Here is a 19,430-nt window from a genome sequence, read left to right as displayed (position 1 = left end):
AGCGCGCCCAGTTCGTCAGGAGGAGGCCGGAGCCATGAAGGTACGCAAGTCGCTGCGCTCGCTGAAGTCCAAGCCGGGGGCCCAGGTGGTCCGCAGGCGCGGCGTGGTCTTCGTCGTGAACAAGAAGAACCCGCGTCTGAAGGCCCGCCAGGGCTGACGGCGCATCAGGGAGGGAACACCGGTCCGGCCGGCGCACCGAGCGTCGGCCGGACCGGCCGCGCGTACCGGCGTGCCCCCGCCCCTCGGCCGGACCGGCCGCACGTACCGCCGTGCCCCCGCCCCTCGGCCGGACCGGCCGCGCGTACCCCCGTGCCCTGCCTGTCTGCCGGACCGGCCGCACGTACCCCCCCGTGCCCCCGCCCTCGGCTTTGCCGTCCTCGGCCGGTCGGCCGCGCGTGCCGTCGCGCGGCCCGGCCGCCTCAGCCCTCGCCCCCTTGTCCCCAGCCCTCGCTCCCCCCGTGTCCCCGGCCCTCGGCCGACCCGGCCACGCCCGGCGGATGCCCCTGTCGTGGTCCTTCCGCCGACAGCACGGCCACGACAGGGCGGAGCCCCGCCCCTGGTCGGCGACGCGATCACGGAGGCCGTCCCGGAGCGGCGGCCTCTCGACCCGCCCGCGCGGCACGCGGCTCGATGACGCACGGGTCCGCCGGGAGTTACGATCACGACCGTGACGTGCCCTTCCACCGCGGGCGACCCGGTCGCCCGCGGAGGGCGGTGCGGTGGATGCGCTGGATCCGGTGCGGGACGGTCGTGCCGGGCGAGGTACACCGAGGGGAGCCGTTCGTGACCACGGCCAGGGACTTGTTCATCATCACGATGGACAAGGAGCCGGAACGTTCTGTGGGGCAGGGCGACCTGTCGCTCGCCCTCGCGGGAGCCGAGGTGATCGATCTTCTCGCCGGCGAGGTCATCACCCTGGACGGTGACAGGATGACGCCGGCCAGGCCCCCGGCGACGGACGACCGGCTTCTGGGCGAGGCGGCGTCCTCGCTCGTGCGCCAGGTCCCGTACGAGCGGGTCGAGGACTGGCTGTGGCGCCGGGGCCGGGATCTGGCCAAGGCCTATCAGACCGACCTCGAACAGGCGGGCCAGCTCACCCGGCAGCGGCGCAGCCGGCTGCCGTTCGGCGGCGAGCGCATGGAACTGGTGGACTCACCGGCCCGCAGCCGCGCGATGCACCGCTGGGCCGCGGACGAGCCGGTCCTCGCGGCGCTCGCCGAGGTCGTCGGCATCTCGTCCGAGCAGCCGGACGACAACTCCTCGGTGGAGGACGAGGCGGTGACCACGGTCCTGGTGGCCGTGCACGACGCGGTGATGGAACTGGAGGCCGTCCGCCAGCGCCGGGCCATCGAGAACGCGGCGTTCGCCAACATCTGGCGCGGCGCCTGACGGCACCCGAGGACGGGCCGGGCCGGGGCCGCGCGGCCTCGCTCGGCACCTCGCGGCGTCGCCGCACCCCCCGATCAGAGCCGCCACGCGGATGGACAACACACCGCCGCACCCCCGATCACGCACGCCACGCGGACGGACAACACCACGCCCCGTGGTGCGCTGCTCCGGCCCCAGGCGATCCGAAACGACACGGTCCAGGGCACGTGGGCAGTGTCCCGCCCGTCCGATGCCCACCCGGCAGGGCCGGCCCGCGGCAGCCGCCCCGGCTGTCACCGGAGGCCCCGGCTCCGAACGCCGGTGAGGGCGCGGGGGCGGAGCCTGGGCCCCGCCCCCGCGCCCGCCGTCACTCGGAGGCCTCGCGGGCCAGCCGCTCGCTCTCCCGCGCCTGCTGGAGCTGGGTCTCCACGCGCTGTGCCCGCCGGGGCAGCAGCGAGTCCGTGACGCGCTGAAGCGTCTTCGTCAGCGGGTGCTTGTCCTGCCCCTGCGCCGTACCCCGCACGGCGGACGCCGCGTCGCGGTACTCGGCCATGTCGGCGAGCGCCGCGTGGGCGAGCTCGGTCGCCTCGCGGTACAGATCGCGCGACTTCGTCATGGCCTCCAGGGCCTCGGAGTACGAGGCCACCAGGGCACGCGCGTGCGCGAGTTCCTCCTCCATGGTCAGCAACTGCCAGTCCTCGCGCAGCGCCGTGAGCGCCGTCGCCGCGTCGTCCGGCAGCGGCCAGGGCAGTGCCGCGAACTGGGCGATCTTGTCGAGGAGTTCCGTCGGTTCCGAACCGTCGAGGAAGACGCTGCGTACCCGGAACGCCTGCTCGTCGAACCCGGTCCTGGCGGGGTTGCCGGACAGGATGACGGCCCCGCCGCGCGGCACGGACGTCCCCAGGTCGCCGAGCGCCCAGTTCACGGCGTGGAACTGCTCGGGCGTGGCCCGGTGTTCCACGAGGCGGTGCCGCAGCGCCGGGGGCAGCAGCCGGGCCAGCGGGAGCCGGCCCTCGGCGTCGGGGGTCATGGCCTCGTGCACGACGACGTTGATGCTCCAGCTGTGCCGGGCGATGTCCTTGAGCAGCCGGCGCAGCGCCGCGTCGTCCTTCGGCAGCGGGTTGATGTCCTGGAGCAGCAGCCCGCCCGCCGCGTCACGGTCCCAGGAGAGATCGCTCCGCTCGGGCCACAGCAGCGCGGCGGGGGAGTCCCACTGGGGGTCCCACGGCCGTTCCGCCTCGGCGGCCAGGGTCCAGCGCCGCTCGCCGTCCACGTGCGGACGTGCGTCCGTGGCGAGCCGCGCCCGCACGGTGACGTCACCGTCGACGAACCAGCGCGCCTCGAAGACATGGTCCTCCGGCGTCGCTGGGTTCTCCTTCTCCAGGAAGTCCTGGATCCTTTCACTGTTCTTCAGTTCCCGCAGATGCTCCCGGAGCGCGTGCTGCGGGGCGGGGCCGGTGTGGAGCCCCGCGGCCAGCCAGACTGTTTCCGGGGCGGTGGGACGCTCTGTGGAGGACTTCGGCATGAGTCACTTTGCTGGTGGGGTGCGGTGTGCTCTCCCAGTATGGTCGCCTTTGGCCGTGAGCCGGGAGGCGAGGCCCCCTGGGATCACGGACCTCCGCCATCGGGTGACTATGGGCGTTTCGTTGACGCTTGACCGTATCGGGGTCATCGCGAGGTATGCGAGCGGTCCGCCGCGTGCCGGGGCGGCCCGCCCGGGAGAGCCCCGCGGCCGTGGTCCCGGCCGGTGCGCCGAGAGGGAGCGAAGGGCGCGTATCAGGGGAGCGAAGGGCGTGGGCCGGGGGTGGCGGCTCGCGGACCTGCGGGGACGCGAGGAGGGTCGCGCTCGGCCGTGACCTCGCCGAGGTGCGGGCGCCGGTAGGGTTGCGGTCGGAGAAGGGGCGGACGCGAATGCGGCAGCGGGTGACCATGAGCGACGTGGCGCGGGCCGCGGGAGTCTCGTCCGCCACCGTCTCGTACGTGCTGAGCGGAAAGCGCCCGGTCACGGAGGAGACCCGCAAGGCGGTCGAAGCGGCCATCGAGCAGCTCGGCTTCAGTCTCAACCCCGTCGCCCGGAGCCTGCGTACGGGCAAGTCCACCATGGTCGCCCTGGTCGTGCCCGACATCGCCAACCCCTTCTACGCGCTGCTGGCCCGCTCGATCCAGGACGAACTGCGCGGCCGCGGCTACCACGTGCTGGTGAGCAGTACGGGAGCGCGGCGGGACGAGGAGGAGGCGCTGCTGCACGAGGCGGTGCACCAGCGGTTCGCCGGCGTCGTGATGACACCGTTCCGGCTGTCCGCCGACGCCTTCGACGTGCTGCGCGCCGCCGGGGTCCCCGCGGTGGTCAGCGCCGACGTGCCCTTCGGGGACGTCGATCTGGTGACCCCCGACGCCGACGACGCCGTCCGCGAGGCCCTCGCGCATGTGGTGGCCACCGGCCGGCGGCGCATCGGCGTCCTTGCCGGACCGATCGACGCCGCGGGCGGCGATCCCCGCCTGGAACGTGTCAGGAGACACGCCGTCGAGGCGGGGCTGCACATCGCCGAGGAGCACATCGTGCACGGCGAGCACACCCGGGAGGCGGGGGCTGAGGGCTTCGAGCGGCTGATGCGCGCGCGGCTCCGGCCCGAGGCGGTGCTGTGCGGCAACGACATCACGGCCGTGGGCGCCATGGACACGGCCGAGCGGCTCGGGCTCGACATCCCCGGTGACGTGTCCCTGGTGGGGCACGACGACATCGAGTTCGCCTCGCTCGTCCGGCCCCGTCTGACGACCATCCGGTACCCGGCGCGCGAGGTGGGCCGGGTGGCCGCCCACCTCCTGCTGGAGCAGATCGACGGCCGCACGCGGCCGAGGACGGTACGGGTCGGCGCGGACTTCGTGGCCCGCGCGTCGGTCTGACGCGCCTTCGGGCCGCTTCGGCCCAGGACCGTGTCGGAGGTCCTCACCGGTCCCTCCAGGCTCCTCCCGTCATCCCCCTCCCGTTCCTCCCGTCGCCCCCTGCCCGCCCCACGGCTTTGCCGGATCGATGTCGAGGGACTGTGGCGTAATCGATTACGTTGCGCGAGACTGAGTCGCGGGCACAGGCCCGGCCAGGGGTGGACGACCCCGTGAACGCCACCGATCTGTCGGATTCGGTGGGGAGCGGCACCCGAGTCGATTTGTGCTGCCACTAAACAAAAACACCCACTCCATGTTTGCTTTTGGGTGTCCGCGTCGCAAAAGCCAACAGCGTCAATACGGGGCGGCGCGACCGTCTCGTACGGGTTCGCGCACTCGGCGGGGGCTGGTCCGGGCGGCTCGCGCGGGCGCGTGCCCGCACGGTCTTCGGCTGTCCGTGCGGGCCGTGAATGGGCGTAGGCGGTACCCGTGACGTATCGGTCACGTTTCGGGCACGGCGGGCGCGAGGTCTTGACGCGGTGACGACATGAGGCTGTCATTACGCCCACGTTGTTCGGTCGAGTTGGTTTCTGATCGATTTGGCCTCTCGCCGTCCGACCCGATCGAGCCCCAGCCCTCAGGAGCCGTCATGCACCTTCCCCTCTCGGGACCGTTCGCCCCGACGCCCAGCCGTCGCACCCTCCTCCGCGGAATGGGCGGCGCGGCCGTCCTCGGCGCCGGCATACCCCTGCTGAGCGCCTGCGGCAGCACGGACGCGGCCGCGGACCCGAAGACGGTCACCGTCGGCTCCAACGCCTCCGACGCCGTGCCGAAGAAGGCCTTCGCCGACGTCTACGCGGCCTTCAAGAAGCAGTCCGGCATCACGGTCGACGTGAACACCAAGGACCACAACACCTTCCAGGAGCAGATCAACTCGTATCTGCAGGGCACCCCGGACGACGTGTTCAACTGGTTCGCCGGGTACCGCATGCAGTTCTTCGCCGCCAAGAAGCTCGCCGCGCCCATCGACGACGTCTGGGACAAGATCGGTGGCAACTTCCCCGACGCGATGAAGAAGCTCAGCAAGGGCGAGGACGGCAAGTACTACTTCGTCCCGATGACCACGTACCCGTGGGCCGTCTTCTACCGCAAGAGCGTCTTCCAGCAGCACGGCTACAAGGTCCCCACCACCTGGGACGAACTGATCGCCCTGTGCAAGCAGATGAAGAAGGACAAGCTGGTCCCGATCGCCTTCGGCGACAAGGACGCCTGGCCGGCGATGGGCACGTTCGACCAGATCAACTTCCGTCTCAACGGCTACGACTTCCACGTCCAGCTGATGGCGGGCAAGGCCTCCTGGACCGACGCCAAGGTCAAGGCCACCTTCGACCACTGGGCCGAACTCCTCCCGTACCACCAGGACGGCTTCATGGGCCGCACCTGGCAGGACGCCGCGCAGACGCTGGTGGCCAAGAAGGCCGGCATGTACCTCCTCGGCACCTTCGTGGCCCAGCAGTTCACCAACAAGGACGACCTGGACGACCTCGACTTCTTCCCGTTCCCGGAGATCGACTCCGCGTACGGTCAGGACACCGTGGAGGCGCCCACCGACGGTCTCATGGTCAGCAAGGCCCCCAAGAACCACGCCGGTGTCCTCAAGCTGCTCGAGTACATGGGCAGCCCGGCCGCCGAGGAGCTCTACCTCAAGGGCGACCCGAGCGTGGTCGCCGCGTCCAGCAAGGCCGACACCTCCGCGTACTCGCCGCTCCAGAAGAAGGCCTTCGACATGATCGGGGGTGCCAAGTCCCTGACCCAGTTCATGGACCGCGACTCCCGGCCGGACTTCACCGCGACGGTGATGCAGCCCGGACTCCAGAAGTTCCTCCAGAACCCCAAGGGCGTGGACGGTCTGCTGGCGTCCATCGAGCGCCAGAAGAAGCAGATCTTCGCGACCTCGTGAGCGACCTCATGACCACCGACAGCACCACGAAGTCCCCGGAGGCGGCCAGCGTGCCGCCTCCGGGCGCTGCCCCCGCGCCGAAGCGGGCCGCACGCGGCCGCCGCCGTCTGCTGACCCGCCGTGACCGGTTCACGCTCGCCCTCATGGCGGGCGTGCCCACGGTCCTGCACGTGGCCCTCGTCTGGGTCACCGCCCTCGCCTCCATCGCCCTCGCCTTCACCACCTGGGACGGCATCGGTTTCGACTCGATCAAATGGGTCGGCCTGGAGAACTTCAAGCAACTCTTCAACGACAACCCGCAGTTCTGGCCCGCCGTCCAGCACAACATCATCTGGTTCGTCGTCCTCATCCTGATCCCCACACCGCTCGGCCTCTTCCTCGCCGTGCAACTGGACAAGAACATCCGCTTCAGCCGCGTCTACCAGACCGCGTTCTTCCTGCCGGTCGTCATCTCGATGGCCTGCATCGGCTTCGTCTGGCAGCTCGTCTACAACCCGGACACGGGCCTCATCAACAGCCTCATCGGCGCCAACAAGCCCGGTCACTACATCGACTGGATCGGCGACCCCGACCTCAACCTGTGGGCCGTCCTCGTCGCCGCCTCCTGGCGGCACACCGGCTACATGATGATCCTCTACCTGGCCGGCCTCAAGGGCGTCGACCCCTCGCTCAGGGAAGCCTCCGCGCTGGACGGCGCCAACGAATGGCAGACGTTCAAGAACGTCATCTTCCCGACCCTGCGCCCCACCAACACGGTCGTCCTGGTCGTCACCATCATCGAGGCCCTGCGCGCCTTCGACCTGGTCTTCGTCTTCAACAAGGGCGCCCAGGGAACCGAGTTGCTCTCGATCCTGGTGACCAACAACATCATCGGCGAGTCCAGCCGCATCGGGTACGGGTCCGCCATCGCGGTGGTCCTGCTGGTCATCTCGCTGGTCGTGATCGTCCCCTACCTGGTGGCCACCTTCCGGAAGGAGCGGCGATCATGAGCGCCCCCACCCTCGCGTCCGGGGCGCCCGAGCGGCGCGCACCCGTCCGCCCCGCCCGCGTGCTCCTGCACGTCTTCCTCGCCGGCACCGCGCTCGCCTGGCTCGCCCCGCTGCTGTGGGCGATGTTCTCGGCCCTGCGCCCGTACGGCGAGACCAGCACCAAGGGCTACGTGTCCTGGCCGGACACCCTGAACTTCGACAACTTCAAGAACGCGTTCGTGCAGTCGGACATGACGCACTACTTCGTCAACACCCTGCTCATCGCGGTGCCGGCCGTCCTGCTCACGCTGTTCCTGTCGTCGATGGTCGCCTTCTACGTCAGCCGCTTCGACTTCCGGCTCAACCTCGCGCTGCTGCTGGTCTTCACGGCCGGCAACCTGCTCCCGCAGCAGGTCATCATCACCCCGCTGTACCGGATGTACCTGCTCACCGACCTGCCGGGCATCACCCAGAGCGGCAAGCTCTACGACTCCGCGCTCGGCCTGGTATTGATCCACGTGGCCTTCCAGTCCGGGTTCTGCGCGTTCGTGCTCAGCAACTACATGCGCTCGCTGCCGCACGAACTGACCGAGGCCGCGCTCGTGGACGGGGCGTCCGTGTGGCGGCTCTACTGGCAGATCACCCTGCCGCTGTGCAAGCCGGCGATGGCCGCCCTGGCGACCCTGCTGTCGATCTGGATCTACAACGACTTCTTCTGGGCCCTCGTCCTGATCTCGACCGGCGAGAACATGCCCATCACCTCGGCCCTGAACAACCTCTCCGGCCAGTACTTCACGGACCCCAACCTGGTCGCCTCCGGCGCCCTGCTCACCGCGATCCCCACGCTCGTCGTGTACTTCGCGCTCCAGCGGCAGTTCGTCAGCGGTCTGACCCTCGGCGCCAACAAGAGCTGAGACGACACCACCCGAAAGACTCCAGGCGGCTCCACGTGAAAGAGAACGACGTGTCCCAAGCCTTCACCCCCGTAGCCTCCGTCCCCGTGGACCCGAGCACCGCGCGGGTCCACGAGGAGGGCTGGCAGTCATGGAGCCCCAGCGGCTCCTACGCCCTCGACGCGACCCCGTACCGCCCGACGAACGACAACTGGGCGACCGTCTGCTACCGGCCCGGCCGCAGCGTGCCGCCCGGCACCTTCCAGGGCGAGGGACTGCTCGCGCTGGACCCTGGCGACGGTTCCCCGGTCCGCCTGTGGGCGGCCCCGGACCCGGCGGGGGCCGTCCCCTCGATCCGGCTGACCGTCCGGGACGGCCGGGCCGAGATCACCGCCGACGGCCCCGTCACCGAGTCCTCCCACCCCGGGCCGGACGGGATCCAGGGCGCGCTCGCCGCCTGGGCCGAGGCCCTCGCGCTTCCCGTGCCGCTCCCCGCGCCCACGGTGTGGTGCTCCTGGTACGAGTACTTCACCGCTGTCACCGAGGACGACATCCACGAGAACCTCCGCGCGATGGACACCCTCGACCTGCCCGTCGACGTCGTCCAGATCGACGACGGCTACCAGAGCGCGCTCGGTGACTGGCTCACCCTCTCCGGCCGCTTCCGTTCCCGCGCGGCCATGGCCGCCGCCATCCGGGAGCGCGGCCGCCGCGCCGGCATCTGGACCGCCCCGTTCCTCGTCGCCCCGCACAGCGAACTCGCCGCGCGGCACCCCGAGTGGCTGGTCCACGACGCGGACGGCGCGCCCCTGCACGCGGGCCACAACTGGAACCACGACCTGTACGCCCTCGACACCACCCACCCCGAGGCCCGGGCGTATCTCTCCGAGGTCTTCACCACCCTGCGCGACGAGGGCTACGACTACTTCAAGACCGACTTCCTCTACGCGGGCGCCCTGGACGGCGTACGGCACTCCGGAGCCGACGCGCTGACCGCCTACCGCGACGGCATCGCCCTGATCCGCGAGGCCATCGGCCCCGACGCCTACCTCCTCGGCTGCGGAGCCCCGGTCCTGCCGTCCATCGGCCTGTTCGACGCGATGCGGGTCAGCCCCGACACGGCCCCGCACCGGCGCCCCGAGGCCGACGACTACAGCCAGCCGGGCCAGGACGCCGCCGAGTTCACCGGCGAGGGCCGCCAGTGGCAGCACCGGCGCCTGTGGACCAACGACCCCGACTGCCTGATGGCCCGGCCCGCCGTCGAGACCCGCGAACGCTGGGCGGCCCATGTCGAGGCCACCGACGGCCTGATGGCCTCCAGCGACCGGCTGCTGTCCCTCGACGAGTGGGGCGTGGCCACCACCCGCCGCCTGCTGTCCTCCGGAGGGGCCGCATGACCACCCCCGAACGCACCCTGTCCGTCCCCGGCATCGTCTACGGCGGCGACTACAACCCCGAACAGTGGCCCGAGGAGACCTGGGCCGAGGACATGCGCCTGATGCGCGAGGCCGGCGTCACCATGGTCAGCGTCGGCATCTTCGCCTGGGCCCTCGTGGAACCGTCCGAGGGCGTGTACGACTTCGACCGGATGGACCGGATCCTCGGCCTCCTCCACGAGAACGGCATCGCCGCCGATCTCGCCACCCCCACGGCCGCGCCGCCCGCCTGGTTCTTCCGCGCGCACCCCGAGGCGCTCCCGGTCGACCGGGACGGGCGCACCCTGACGTACGGCAGCCGGCAGACGTTCTGCCCGAGCAGCCCCGCCTACCGCACGGCCGCCCTGCGCGTCACGGCGGCCCTCGCCGAACGCTACGCCGGACACCCGGCCGTGGTGATGTGGCACATCCACAACGAGTACGGCTGTCACAACGCCGCCTGCTACTGCGACACCAGCGCCGGAGCCTTCCGCCGCTGGCTGCGCGACCGCTACGACGACGACCTGGCGGCCCTCAACCACGCCTGGGGCACCACGTTCTGGAGCCAGTGGTACTACGACTGGGAGGAGGTCCTGCCGCCCCGCGCCACCGGCGCCGTCCCCAACCCCACGCACCAGCTCGACTGGCGCCGCTTCTGCTCCGACGAACTGCTCTCGCTGTACACGGCGGAGCGCGACCTCCTGCGCGCCGCCGCGCCCTCGACACCGGCCACCACCAACTTCATGGTGATGGACGTCTTCGACGCGCTCGACTACTGGCGGTGGGCCCCGGAGCTCGACATCGTCTCCAACGACCACTACCTGATGTCCGCCGACCCGGCCTCCGAGATCGACGTCGCCCTCTGCGGCGATCTGACCCGGTCGCTGGCCGGCGGGCCCTGGCTGCTCATGGAGCACTCCACCGGCGCCGTGAACTGGCAGCCCGTCAACCGCGCCAAGGTCCCCGGGGAGATGCGGCGCAACGCGCTGTCCCACGTGGCCCACGGCGCCGACGGCATCGCCTACTTCCAGTGGCGGGCCGCGAAGGCGGGCGCCGAGCAGTGGCACTCGGCGATGCTCCCGCACGCGGGCACGGACAGCCGCATCTGGCAGGACGTGGTCCGCCTCGGCGCCGACCTCAAGGCCCTGGCCGAGGTGCGCGGCAGCACGGGGGTCGCCGAGGTCGCCGTCGTCTGGGACTGGAACGCCCGCTGGGCCCTCGAACTGCCCTCCCAGCCCAGCGGCGACCTGAGCTACAAGGACCTGGTCCGTGCCTGGTACGAGCCGCTGTGGCGGTCCGGCGTGGCCGTCGACTTCGTCCGCCCGGACGCGGACCTCTCGGCCTACCGCCTGGTCCTCGCCCCGAGCCTCTACCTCGTCGACGAGGCCGGGGCCGCGAACCTGGCCGGGCACGTCGAGCGCGGCGGCACCCTCGCGGTCGGCTTCCACAGCGGCGCCGTCGACGAGAACTGCCACATCAGACTGGGCGGTTACCCCGGCGCGTTCCGCGAGGTCCTCGGCGTCCGCAGCGACGAGGTCTTCCCGCTGCTCCCGGGCGAGTCGTCCGGGCTGACCGGACAGGTGCCCACGGGGGCCACGGCCACCCTGTGGTCGGAACGCGTGCGGCTGGACGGCGCCGAGGCGGTCGCCACCTACGCGGACGGCCCCCTGGCCGGGGTCCCGGCGGTGACCCGGAACGCCCGGGGCCGGGGCACCGCCTGGTACCTGGCGACCTTCCCCGACCCGGACACCCTGGCCACACTGCTGGGCCGCGTCCGCACCGAGGCGGGCATCGCGGACGCCGGGGACACCCCGCCGGGGGTGGAGACGGTCCGCCGCCGCGGCGTGGACGCCGACTACGTGTTCCACATCGACCACGCGGGCCGCGGCGCCGAGATCCCCGTCCCCCCGAACGCCACCGAACTCCTCACCGGCAAGCCCCTGTCGGGCACGGTGCGGGTCGATCCCGGCGAGATCGCCGTGGTGCGGGAGCCACGGGTGACGGCGGCTTAACCCACGGACGGTGGAGGCGGTTCCCGGTCGCCTCCACCGGTCGTCACGCCAGGATGTCGTCGTTGGAGTCGAACTGATGGCTGTCGGAGGGGAGGTCGGGAAAGTACTCGGTCCTGGCCTCGCCCGTCAGGACGGCCAGGAGGAAGGTTGCGCAGGATTCGGCGTGGCTCTCCCATTCGGGGCCTCGGCCTTCGTTGAGCAGGACGGTCCACTCCTCCGGTTTCTGCGACGGCCGCCGCAGCCAGTACAGGTAGGCGCCGCTGTCCTCGACGTACGCCCAGGGCACGACCTGTGCCTCCGCCTCGTCCTGGAGCGCCGTCGGTTTCGCTTCGGTCCGCCACAGGTCGGCGAGGATCTCGGCGCGTGCCGTGTGCTGGGACAGGAGGTTGTAGTCCTCGTCGGGGCACTCCGGGTCGAGGAGCCAGACGGTCTCGTCGAAGACGCCGCCCCCGTAGGTCTCGACGAGGTCCTTGTAGTCGTCCGGCAGAGATGTGCCGAGCCTCCGCTCGACCGCCGCCCAGTCGCGTGAGCGTGGCGGAGTGCCCGGAGGGAGGATCTTGAGCAGGCGTTCCACTGCCGGGTGCATGGCGGGACCTTTCTATAGCGGTGCTAGCGCTTGGGTGTCTCGAAAGCGGAGAACTTCGCGCCGTCCATCGCCATCTTTCCGGCGGCTGCGACACCCCGGACCTCTTTCGGCGTCTTCAGGGCCCGCTCCACGCCCCGGACGACCTCCATCGTCCCGCGCACTGCGGAACCGAGAGCTGTTTCCTCCTCTTCGACGCGGCCGACCAGCGCCACCACCTTCAGCGCCCGCTCACCGGCCATCAGGTTCGACGCCACCTCCGACGCGCCCGCTGTGAGGACCGACAGGGCCAGGCCCGCGATCTCGAACTCGACGATCTCCGCGAGGATCACGCCGATCTCGGACAGCAGCTCGTGCGCCTTGTCCGCGAAGTCGTCCAGCGCCTTCGCGCCTTCCCGCAGTGAGTGCGCCATGTCCATTGCTCTCGTGACGGCGGCCTTGGACCGTTTGTGGAAGGCATTGGCAGCCTCTCCCTCCCATCTCACTCCAGCTACGGCCCGGCCAGCGGCGGTTGACGCGTCCTCCAGCCCTTTCGACAGACGCCGCCATCTCTTCGCGATCTCCCGTCCCCGTCCGGATCCGCCGCTGGATCGGAGATGCCCAGGAACTCCAGGCCGCCGGCGACCGAGGCGCCGAACATCGGGTTGAACTTGTCGATGTAGTGAAGCGGGTTCAGATCCACCATGACGCGACGGCTCAGCCCCTCTGCGTGGGGGCCTGGGCTGCCAACAGCACGTCCAGCAGATCGAAGGCGTCGGACACCTCACCGATCAGCTTCGCCTCCGCCCGCCATTCCTCTTCCAGCTGCTCGACCAGCCCGGAGAGGGTGGTCATGCCTTTCGCTATCTCGGCCTTCGCCCCCAGCAACGACCCAGCGCTCCCAGCGCCCCCAGGTCGTGCCGCTGATGCCTGAAGTCCGCCAGCGGCTTCGTCGTGTGATGCCCTACCGTGCGCAACCCCGACGCCGCTTCGTGCGCGGGTACGGCGATGGGACGTGGACAACCGAGAGCGGGGAACGTCTGCCCGGTCAGCCGGGCGGGGGCAGTAGTGGGCCCAAGGGGCCGAGGTCGAGGTTGAGGTCCTCCAGGGTGAGGCCGTGGCTCTCGCACAGGGCCGCCATCCGGTCGTGCAGGACCATCAGGGTCTCGCCCAGCCGCTCCTCGTCCTCCTCGCTGAGGTCGCCCTGGTCCACCCGGCGCAGCGCCTGCCGTTCCATGACCTGGCGCAGGAGTTCGACCAGTGTCAGGACCAGTCGCAGCAGATCGCGTTCCACCGTTTCGGGGTCGGTGTTGATCCGCCCGGCCACCCGGTGGCCCCGGTCGTCCGGTGCCGGGGTGTCCGCGGGCCCGGCCGGGAGCAGCCGGAAGGCGCGCGCCGCGGCCTCGGCCGCCGCTTCCAGGGGATCCGCGGGTCCCGGGGCGCCGTCGCCGTCAGCCGTCATGGCCGCCTCGCGGGGGGACCGGAGTGCTCGAAGGGCGACGGATTGTCCGGGCCTACGGACACGATCAGCGCGCGCAGCGAGACGCGGACGAGATCGATGTCGGCGACGGACAGGACCACGTCACCGGCCAGGACCACCCCTCCGGCGAGAAGCCGGTCCAGCAGGTCGACGAGCGCGACCTGACGGTCCGCCAGCGGTTCGGCGACGGGCGCGACGGGCGCGACGGGTGCGACGGGCGCTGCGCGCACCGGGTCGGCGGTCTCGGTCATGGCGGGCCACCTCGTGCGGTGCCGCCCCTGTCGCTGCCGTCACGGGTGCTGTCGCTGTCGCTGCCGTTGCCGGCGTCACCTGTGTTGCCGTCGCCGTCGCTGCCCGGTGTGCCGGGCGGGTCCGTTGCTCCGGGGGTGCCGGGCCGGTCCGTGGGTGCCCCGGTCGTGGTGTCCGTGTCCGGCGGGGCGTCCTGGGGTACGGCGAAGGAGTACGGGGCCCAGGGGCCCGTGACCTCCACGCGGACCCCCGCCAGGCCCCGGCCGGCGTCGGCCGCCTCCGTACGGAACGCCTCGCTGTGCCCGCGCGGCACCAGGAACGCGTCGTTGAACACGTTCTCTCCCGTGTCGCCCGCGAGGACGCCCTGCTGGGGCCGGTGGGCCGCCCGGTCGGTCGCGTGGGCTCGGGCCACGACCGCCACGCGCTCGGCCGCCTCCTGAGCGGCCCGGTAAGCGGCCTCCCGGTCGTTGCGCTGCCGTCGTCGGGCCCTGAGGTAGGCGCGACCCGGCGTGAGGTCCGCCCCCGAGGAGGCCGGGGCGGGCTCCGAAGCGTCCTCGGCGGAGGACGCCCCGGAGGAGTCCGCGGTCGCCTCGACGTAGATCTTCACTCCCCATTCGACCTGGTCGGCGAGGTGATCCAGGCGTTCGGTGAACAGCCGCACCGCCGAGCGCAGCATCGCGCGCGCACTGCCGTCGTCGAGGTACACGGTCGCCAGCCGCAGCGGGAGAGCGGGGGTACGGGCCGCGACCCCCTCGACGACCGCGTGGTGCGCCCGCGCGACCGCCTCCAGCCAGTCCAGGTCCTCGAGGTGCCGTCGGAGCCCCGCCTCGCCGAAGTCCGCGGCCGGCACCTGGCTCACCACGAGCACGATCTCCCCGGCCCCCTCCTCCCCGGCGCCCTCGGTGATCAGACGGACCGGGGCGCCGGTCACGCCCACGCGTCCGGTCAGGGAGGCCGCCAGGTCCGGGTGCGCGCGTGCCACGGCGTACGCGTAGGTGACCGGTTCACTCGAAGACGTCGTCATCGCGTTCACTCGGCGTCGTCGTCATCGCGATCGGCCCGCGGGCGGGAGGGGGCGCGCGGTTCCGCGTCCACCTCGGGGATGCCCCGTTCCCGGCGCAGGGCGTTCAGCTCGGCCCGCAGCCGGCGGTTCTGCTCGGTCAGCGACCGCTCGTCCGTGGCGCGCGACGACAGCGAGGGGTCGTGTTCCCACCAGTCGATGCCCATCTCCCTGGCCTTGTCGACCGAGGCGACCAGCAACCGGATCTTGACCGTGAGCAGTTCGATGTCGAGGAGGTTGATCCGTATGTCGCCCGCGATGACGATGCCCTTGTCCAGGACACGTTCCAGGATGTCGGCGAGATTGGCGGACGAGCCCTGCGCGTACTGCGGTGTGGCCCGGGACGGATAGTCGCCCAGGCGGTTGGAGAGCGGTTGACTCACGACGGTGTCCTCGAGTTCGCCCGGGTCAGGGCCGGGATGCGCGGGAAGCGATCGGGATCGGGCCGGTCAGGGTGGTACGCCCTGTTGGTACGCCCTGATCTCGTCCAGTCGGTCGAGCAGTTGGTCCTCGACCCGGTCGAACGTCTCCTCGTCGATCTCACCGGCGTTCAACTGGCTTTCCAGATCGGCGAGTTGGAGCCGTATCGGCGTTGGGTCGTAGTACTCGTCCTCCGCGGCCTCCAGCACCCTGTCCATCACCCAGGCGACTCCGCGCACGGGTGCCAGGGGAAGCGTGACGAGTTGCGTGAACAGGCCCATGACGTCTCCATCAGATGAAGCTGTACGGAGGGAGGGGGCCGTTGAGCCGGAACTCGAACCCCTCGCCCATCTGGTGCGCCAGGCTCAGCTCCGTGGCGAGGAAGAGTTCGTCCTGCTCGTCGCTCACCAGGAACGAGACGTTGAGGAAGTCTGTACCGGTGGGCGGAGAGGAGTCGATCTCCCGGGCGAACGGGCGGAGCGCCTCGATCACGCCCGAGGCCAGTGCCTCCTGCCGGGCCCGGACCTCGTTGGCGACCATCTCGCCGAGCCGTACGGCCGTGTCGGGAGCCGCCGTGCCGGCGCGGATGTCGTCGTTGAGCTGCCGGGCCTGCTCCGAATCCGTGAGGATCTCCCGCAGCAGCATCTCCTCGTCCTGCGACGCCTTCAGGTTGTACTCGACGCAGCCCTCCAGCAGGCGCAGTCGGTCGGCGAACTCGTCGCCGCGCTCCTCCAGTGTCTGCTTGACCGTGTCCTCGTCCGGCGCGGTGTAGCCGAACCGGAGGGGCAGCACGGTGCCGTCCGCCAGCAGGCGCTGCTGCACCTCCTGGTGTCGGCCGATGTCTCGGCGTTTGGGGCGCAGTTCCTCCGGTGCGTCGCTCACGACCGCGCAGAGCGGCCCCGCGGTCACCGTGCGCAGCGGGGAGGCCGAAGCGCCGACCCCTTCGAGCCCGTCGAGGCGCAGCGGATGATCCTTGAACGTGATCGAGTAGATGTATACGGCCATGGCTCACTCCTCCGCGCGGGACGTGCTGCGCTCCCGCCGGGAGGATCGTTTGGCAGGCCGCCGCCGTCGTTCCGTCGTCTCCTCCTCCGGCTCGTCCTCGTCGTCGCCCTTGCCCGTCACTCCCCGGATGGTGTCGGTGACCGCCTCGGCGGCGCCGCTCAGGGCTCCCTTGGACTTGCCCTTCGCGCCGGATTCCAGGGTGTCGCCGACGATGTCGGTGAGCTTGGACGGTGCTTTGTTGCCGGATTCGAGGTCGAGGCGGTTGCACGCCTCGGCGAAGCGCAGGTAGGTGTCGACGCTGGCCACGACGATGCGTATGTCGATCTTCAGGATCTCGATGCCCACGAGGGACACACGGATGAAGACGTCGATGACGAGCCCGCGGTCGAGAATGAGTTCAAGAACGTCGTAGAGAGTGCCGGATCCGCCGCTCCGGGCGAGGTTGCCACTACTCTGCGGCACCATAGTCATGGTGCCTCCCTTCACCGGCGTGGTGTTTCAGCGCCGGTCGATCTGTCCGCGCGTATAGCGGCGCTTCCGCTCGTAGGCCACCAGATCGCCCTTCTTGTCCAGGCTCACTCGGTACGTGGCCATCACGCTGGTGGTCTCGGGAACGCGCTCCAGCTCGAGTACCTCCACATCCGCCTCCCAACCGTCGTCCGTGGGTCTGATCGCGGAAACGGACTCGGGGGTACGGCCCAGCAGGGTGTCCAGTTGTTCCACCGCCGAACGGATGGCCCGGGCCGCGCCTCCGGAGCGTGAGGGGGTCGCACGCTCCGCCGCGGGCCGCCGGCGCGCGGCACCGCCCTCGGCGCTCGGTCGCCGTTTGGCGGGCTCTGCTGCGGCCATGGTGTCTCCGGTCGTCGTAATGGACGCCGTACTTGGATAAAAGCGTGCAATCTCATCATATAGGGGTACTTGGGGCGTCAGGTGTGGATGACGTGCCCTGAGGCCGCCCCGTCGAGCGCGTGGCCCAGGGGCTGGTAGCGCGCGGCCCAGGGGAGGTGCGGGCCGCGCGGTCCGAAGGGAAAAGGTTCATGAATGACACGACCAAGATCGCTCTGGCCGCGGCTGTCGCCGGAGGCTATGTGCTCGGGCGCACGAAAAAGGGCCGCCTCGCGTTCGCCGTGGCCACCTACATCGCAGGGCGCCGATTCGCGCTCGATCCGAAGCAGTTGGCCACGGAAGGGCTGAAGCGGCTTTCGGACGTACCGGGCGTCGCGGAGCTCCAGGAACAGATGCGGGGCGAACTGCTGGACGCCGGACGTCAGGCCCTGAAGGCCGCGGCTGACCGTCGCCTCGGTGACCTGGCCGAGAGCCTCCACGAGCGGACACTGCGTGTCGGCCAGATGCCCGAGAAGGACGAGGACGAAGAAGAGGGAGAGGAGGACGTCGAGGAGGACGCCTACGACGAGGAGGACGAGGGGCCGGAGCGGGAGGACGACCGGGACGTCTACGCCGAGGAGGACGAGGAGGACGAGGGCGCGCCGCAGGGCGAAGCCGAGGAGCCGGAGGAAGAGGAAGAGCCGGAGGACGAGGAAGAGGAGCCCGAGGACGAGGCAGAGGAGTTCGAGGAAGAGGAAGAGGAGCCCGAGGAAGAGGAAGAGAAGGAGCCGGAACGACCGCGAAGGCAACGGCGGAGCGCTCGAGGCACGGAGGGTAGACGTGCCGCCGAACCCGCTTCACGGAAGCGGACCGCCAAGAAGCCGGCCGAGAAGCCCGCGGCGAAGAAGGCGCCCGCCAAGAAGGTGGCTCCGGCCAAGAAGGCAGCTGCCAAGAAGAGCTCGCCCCCGGCGAAGAAGGCCGCGGCGAAGAAGGCCGCGGCGAAGAAGGCGCCCGCGAAGAAGTCCGCTCCGGCCAAGAAGACCGCGGCCAAGCGATCCCCCGCGAGGAGGACCGCTCCGGCGAAGAAGGCCGCCGCGAAGAAGGCGCCCGCCAAGAAGACCGCCGCGAAGAGTTCTTCGTCCAAGACGGCCAAGAGCGCTTCCGGACGACGGAGGTAGGGCCATGGCCACCAAACAGAGTGAGAAGGACAATGCCGGATCCTCGGGTTTCGACGCGCTGCGCGAGGAGTTCACCGGGTTCCTGGGCGCCCAACTGCAGAACCTGGTGGAGAAGGCCGGTGACAAGATCGCGGATGTCACCGACGACCTCGCCGACTCCGCAGAGAACGGCGGCCCCCTCCTCGCGGCCGGGTCTCGCGTCCTCAAAGGGGAATCACCGCTGAAGGCGTTCGTGTCGGAGAAGGCCAAGAGCGCCAAGGACAGCGTCGTGGACAAGGTCAAGGGCGCCCTCGGCGGCCGCGGCAAGGGCAAGTCCGGCAGCACCAAGACCATGAACATCATCGAGGTGCTGGACGTCGGTGTGCCGCTCCGGAAGGCCTACGACCACTGGTGCCAGTACGAGAAGTTCAGCAGTTTCACCAAGGGCGTGCGCAGCGCCTCCCAGGACGGCGAGGGCGGCAGCGACTGGAAGGTGAAGGTCGGCCCGTCCACCCGGGGCTGGAAGGCGACGGTCCGGGAACAGATCCCGGACGAGCGGATCGAATGGAGTTCGGAGGGCGCCAAGGGCAGCACGCGCGGCTGCGTCAGCTTCCACGAACTCACGCCGACCCTGACCCGCATCGTGCTCGTCGTCGAGTACTACCCCTCCGGCTTCTTCGAGAAGACCGGCAATCTCTGGCGTGCCCAAGGCCGCCGTCTGCGCCTGGACTTCAAGCATTTCCAGCGCTACGTCACCCTGACCGACGAGGAGGCCGAGGGCTGGCGCGGGGAGATACGGGGCGGCGACGTGGTCCGCACGCACGACGAGGCGCTGGAGGAGGAGGAAGCGGCCGCCGCCGAGGAGGAGGACGGCGAAGGCTACGACGAGGAGAACCCGGAGGAGGACGAGGAGGAGACCCCGCAGGGCGAGGACGGGACTCCCGAGGACGACCTCGCGGGCGAGTACGACGACGAGGAGGACGGGGAGTACGCCGACGAGGACGGGGAGTACGAGGAGGAGGACGGGGAGTACGAGGACGAGGAGGAGTGAAGGCGGAGGCCGCGGTGAGGGACGGCGGACGAGCCGCGCCTCCGTCTTCGTACTGGGTCGGGCCGGGGCCGTCTCCGCACCGGGTCCGGCCGCGGCCGGTGCGGGACAGCCCGCGCATCCCT

23 protein-coding genes are annotated in these 19,430 nt (G+C 70.7%); 10 read left to right on the top strand and 13 right to left on the bottom strand.

The window, feature by feature from the left end; genetic code table 11:
- Window positions 1–34 precede the first annotated feature (34 nt).
- Together ykgO and IO36_RS07605 are read left to right on the top strand one after the other, a co-directional pair.
- Window positions 35–157 (top strand): type B 50S ribosomal protein L36, encoded by a 123-nt coding sequence (ykgO, locus tag IO36_RS07610; RefSeq protein WP_037617513.1) that lies wholly within the window; start codon window positions 35–37, stop codon window positions 155–157.
- 626 nt (window positions 158–783) lie between these two features.
- Window positions 784–1,389, top strand: coding sequence for a GOLPH3/VPS74 family protein (locus IO36_RS07605; protein ID WP_037618416.1), 606 nt, complete (start codon window positions 784–786; stop codon window positions 1,387–1,389).
- Window positions 1,390–1,735: 346 nt separating this feature from the next.
- On the opposite strand, the gene IO36_RS07600 is transcribed toward IO36_RS07605, so the two are convergent.
- The gene (locus IO36_RS07600) at window positions 1,736–2,893 is read right to left on the bottom strand and encodes a hypothetical protein (protein ID WP_051900142.1); all 1,158 of its coding nucleotides are present in this window, start codon (window positions 2,891–2,893) and stop codon (window positions 1,736–1,738) included.
- A 386-nt stretch (window positions 2,894–3,279) separates the two neighbouring features.
- On the opposite strand from IO36_RS07600, the gene IO36_RS07595 reads away from it, so the two are divergent.
- From IO36_RS07595 to IO36_RS07570, 6 genes are all read left to right on the top strand, one after another.
- Window positions 3,280–4,272 carry a LacI family DNA-binding transcriptional regulator gene (locus tag IO36_RS07595; protein ID WP_245173164.1) on the top strand — a complete coding sequence of 331 codons (993 nt, stop codon included), beginning with the start codon at window positions 3,280–3,282 and terminating at the stop codon, window positions 4,270–4,272.
- 628 nt (window positions 4,273–4,900) lie between these two features.
- Window positions 4,901–6,211, top strand: coding sequence for an ABC transporter substrate-binding protein (locus IO36_RS07590; protein ID WP_037617512.1), 1,311 nt, complete (start codon window positions 4,901–4,903; stop codon window positions 6,209–6,211).
- Window positions 6,212–6,219: 8 nt separating this feature from the next.
- Window positions 6,220–7,200, top strand: a complete 981-nt coding sequence (locus tag IO36_RS07585; protein WP_037618411.1) for a carbohydrate ABC transporter permease — start codon at window positions 6,220–6,222, stop codon at window positions 7,198–7,200.
- Window positions 7,197–8,093 carry a carbohydrate ABC transporter permease gene (locus IO36_RS07580; protein WP_037617511.1) on the top strand — a complete coding sequence of 299 codons (897 nt, stop codon included), beginning with the start codon at window positions 7,197–7,199 and terminating at the stop codon, window positions 8,091–8,093. Before IO36_RS07585 ends, IO36_RS07580 begins: the two co-directional genes overlap by 4 nt.
- Window positions 8,094–8,143: 50 nt before the next feature.
- Window positions 8,144–9,469, top strand: coding sequence for a glycoside hydrolase family 36 protein (locus tag IO36_RS07575; RefSeq protein WP_037617510.1), 1,326 nt, complete (start codon window positions 8,144–8,146; stop codon window positions 9,467–9,469).
- Window positions 9,466–11,499: a beta-galactosidase gene (locus tag IO36_RS07570; protein WP_037617507.1), complete on the top strand. Its 2,034-nt coding sequence runs from the start codon at window positions 9,466–9,468 to the stop codon at window positions 11,497–11,499. The genes IO36_RS07575 and IO36_RS07570 overlap by 4 nt, the downstream gene beginning before the upstream one ends.
- A gap of 43 nt (window positions 11,500–11,542) precedes the next feature.
- Here IO36_RS07570 and IO36_RS07565 read toward each other — a convergent pair whose 3' ends face one another.
- The 12 genes from IO36_RS07565 to IO36_RS07520 all read right to left on the bottom strand — a co-directional run bounded on the left by IO36_RS07565 (window position 11,543) and on the right by IO36_RS07520 (window position 17,124).
- Window positions 11,543–12,085, bottom strand: coding sequence for an SMI1/KNR4 family protein (locus IO36_RS07565; RefSeq protein WP_037617505.1), 543 nt, complete (start codon window positions 12,083–12,085; stop codon window positions 11,543–11,545).
- A gap of 23 nt (window positions 12,086–12,108) precedes the next feature.
- Window positions 12,109–12,495, bottom strand: coding sequence for a hypothetical protein (locus IO36_RS47995; protein WP_245173162.1), 387 nt, complete (start codon window positions 12,493–12,495; stop codon window positions 12,109–12,111).
- 77 nt (window positions 12,496–12,572) lie between these two features.
- A complete protein-coding gene (locus IO36_RS47990; RefSeq protein WP_245173161.1) occupies window positions 12,573–12,767 on the bottom strand; it encodes a hypothetical protein in 195 nt (64 codons plus the stop codon).
- A gap of 11 nt (window positions 12,768–12,778) precedes the next feature.
- Window positions 12,779–12,916: a hypothetical protein gene (locus IO36_RS47985; RefSeq protein WP_245173160.1), complete on the bottom strand. Its 138-nt coding sequence runs from the start codon at window positions 12,914–12,916 to the stop codon at window positions 12,779–12,781.
- Between the two features lie 193 nt (window positions 12,917–13,109).
- Complete coding sequence (locus tag IO36_RS07555) at window positions 13,110–13,523, bottom strand: gas vesicle protein K (protein WP_037617502.1); 414 nt, start codon at window positions 13,521–13,523, stop codon at window positions 13,110–13,112.
- Complete coding sequence (locus IO36_RS07550; protein WP_037617499.1) at window positions 13,520–13,792, bottom strand: gas vesicle protein; 273 nt, start codon at window positions 13,790–13,792, stop codon at window positions 13,520–13,522. Before IO36_RS07550 ends, IO36_RS07555 begins: the two co-directional genes overlap by 4 nt.
- Complete coding sequence (locus IO36_RS07545; protein ID WP_078943097.1) at window positions 13,789–14,814, bottom strand: GvpL/GvpF family gas vesicle protein; 1,026 nt, start codon at window positions 14,812–14,814, stop codon at window positions 13,789–13,791. Before IO36_RS07545 ends, IO36_RS07550 begins: the two co-directional genes overlap by 4 nt.
- A gap of 5 nt (window positions 14,815–14,819) precedes the next feature.
- A complete protein-coding gene (locus tag IO36_RS07540) occupies window positions 14,820–15,233 on the bottom strand; it encodes a gas vesicle protein (protein ID WP_051900138.1) in 414 nt (137 codons plus the stop codon).
- Window positions 15,234–15,299: 66 nt separating this feature from the next.
- Complete coding sequence (locus IO36_RS07535) at window positions 15,300–15,551, bottom strand: gas vesicle protein GvpG (protein WP_037617498.1); 252 nt, start codon at window positions 15,549–15,551, stop codon at window positions 15,300–15,302.
- Window positions 15,552–15,561: 10 nt separating this feature from the next.
- Window positions 15,562–16,275, bottom strand: coding sequence for a GvpL/GvpF family gas vesicle protein (locus IO36_RS07530; protein WP_037617495.1), 714 nt, complete (start codon window positions 16,273–16,275; stop codon window positions 15,562–15,564).
- A 3-nt stretch (window positions 16,276–16,278) separates the two neighbouring features.
- Window positions 16,279–16,746 (bottom strand): gas vesicle structural protein GvpA, encoded by a 468-nt coding sequence (locus IO36_RS07525; RefSeq protein ID WP_209441160.1) that lies wholly within the window; start codon window positions 16,744–16,746, stop codon window positions 16,279–16,281.
- A 27-nt stretch (window positions 16,747–16,773) separates the two neighbouring features.
- Complete coding sequence (locus tag IO36_RS07520; RefSeq protein WP_037617492.1) at window positions 16,774–17,124, bottom strand: gas vesicle protein GvpO; 351 nt, start codon at window positions 17,122–17,124, stop codon at window positions 16,774–16,776.
- A gap of 188 nt (window positions 17,125–17,312) precedes the next feature.
- Between IO36_RS07520 and IO36_RS46730 the strand changes: the two genes are divergently transcribed.
- Window positions 17,313–18,278, top strand: coding sequence for a hypothetical protein (locus IO36_RS46730; RefSeq protein ID WP_037617490.1), 966 nt, complete (start codon window positions 17,313–17,315; stop codon window positions 18,276–18,278).
- 4 nt (window positions 18,279–18,282) lie between these two features.
- On the top strand, window positions 18,283–19,308 hold the full coding sequence (locus tag IO36_RS07510; protein WP_037617488.1) for an SRPBCC family protein: 1,026 nt from the start codon (window positions 18,283–18,285) through the stop codon (window positions 19,306–19,308).
- Window positions 19,309–19,430: the final 122 nt, after the last annotated feature.

It is taken from the genome of Streptomyces aureus (assembly GCF_000725495.1).
GTDB classification, from domain to species: domain Bacteria; phylum Actinomycetota; class Actinomycetes; order Streptomycetales; family Streptomycetaceae; genus Streptomyces; species Streptomyces aureus_B.
Note: the sequence above shows the minus strand (reverse complement) of the source record. Positions and strands in the feature narration are given on the sequence as shown.